The organism is Variovorax glucosi, assembly GCF_051216695.1.
GTDB lineage: Bacteria > Pseudomonadota > Gammaproteobacteria > Burkholderiales > Burkholderiaceae_C > Variovorax.
This window is the reverse complement of record NZ_JBPJZE010000187.1, coordinates 1-1,249: the sequence shown is the minus strand read 5'-3', so window position 1 is coordinate 1,249 and position 1,249 is coordinate 1. Positions and strand designations below refer to the sequence as shown.

The 1,249-nt window shown below is 65.3% G+C and carries 1 protein-coding gene and 1 pseudogene; one reads left to right on the top strand and one right to left on the bottom strand.

Features of this window, described 5'->3' with window-relative positions; translation table 11 throughout:
* Positions 1-439 precede the first annotated feature (439 nt).
* The gene (locus ACSFA3_RS24120; RefSeq protein ID WP_435464371.1) at positions 440-1,042 is read right to left on the bottom strand and encodes a TetR/AcrR family transcriptional regulator; all 603 of its coding nucleotides are present in this window, start codon (positions 1,040-1,042) and stop codon (positions 440-442) included.
* A 71-nt stretch (positions 1,043-1,113) separates the two neighbouring features.
* On the opposite strand from ACSFA3_RS24120, the pseudogene ACSFA3_RS24115 reads away from it, so the two are divergent.
* Positions 1,114-1,249 (top strand): annotated as a pseudogene (locus tag ACSFA3_RS24115) (VOC family protein); the annotation flags it as partial.

Sequence of the window (1,249 nt, the reverse complement as noted above, 5' to 3'; positions counted from 1 at the left end):
GAGCGGGCCGTTCTGTTCGGTCCATCGGATCGCCTCGGTGATCACCGCATCCGGAAAAGCAGATTCGCGCAGCGCGGTGTTGGTCAACAGGGTCCCTTTGCAGCCAATCGGTCAATGAGGCCCCGCACGGCGCCGGGGGCGCGCAAATTATGCCCGGCGAGCTTCGGGCGGCCACGATGAGAAACGGGGCCGCAAGCGGCCCCGTTCTGCATGGTGCGGGAGTCGTTGGTGCGTGCCCGGTCTCAGCGAAGGCCGAAGAACGAAAGCACGGCTACGACTACCACGACCAGACCGACGATGTAGATGATGGAATTCACGCGAGGACTCCTCTGGGTTGAAGATGAATCCAGCATTGCCCCGCCTTCGCGGCGTCACTGTCGGCAGGGGACGGCGCGTGCTGTAGGCGCGTGCGAAGCGTCGGCCCACGACATGTCCCGCATCAGCGTTTCCTGACCGGGCCGAGCGCTCGCTCAAGCAGCCAAAGCATCGCCGTGCGGGTTTCCTCTACGTCCGCGCCTGCGTCGATGGCCAGCGCGGCCCGGTCGAAGGCCGCCGCGAGCAGCGGGGTCAGGGCGTCGAGCGACGCCTCGCCCTTGCCCATGCCGGCGCGCTCCAACCCCTGTCGCAGCGACTTCGCCGAGGTCGCGTCGTCCATGGCCATGACTTCCGCCATGCCCAGCACCGCCGGCCCGTCGATCAGCAGCAGCCGTGTGCGGCCCGGCACCGTCATCGCGTTCAGATAAGCCTTGCTGCCTTCGAGCAGCGCCTCGCGCGGCGAGAGCTGCTCGGGCGTGGCTGCCTCGATGTCGGCGGCCACGGCTTCGCCTTCGCGCAGCAGCACCTGGCGGAACAGGTCGCGCTTGTCCGCGAAGTGGTGGTACAGCGCGCCTCGGGTGATGCCGGCGGCCGTCGCAATCTCCGGCGTCGAGGTGTCGCCGTAGCCCTTGCCGACGAAGAGCGCGCGCGCCGCCTCGATCAGCGCGAGGCGCGTGGTTTCCGTGCGTTCACGGTTGGTTCGGACTGGGGGAGGTGAATCGGCCATTTACATACAGTCTGTCTGTAAGTTATATTCAAATTTACATGCAGCCTGTATGTTAAATGAAAGGATTCATCGTGAAAGTGACGAGCTACTACCCCGTTCTCATGACCAACGACGTGGCGGGAACGGCGAACTTCTACCAGGCGCACTTCGGCTTCACGCCGCTGTTCACGAGCGACTGGTACGTGCACCTGCAACTGGCGGACGAGC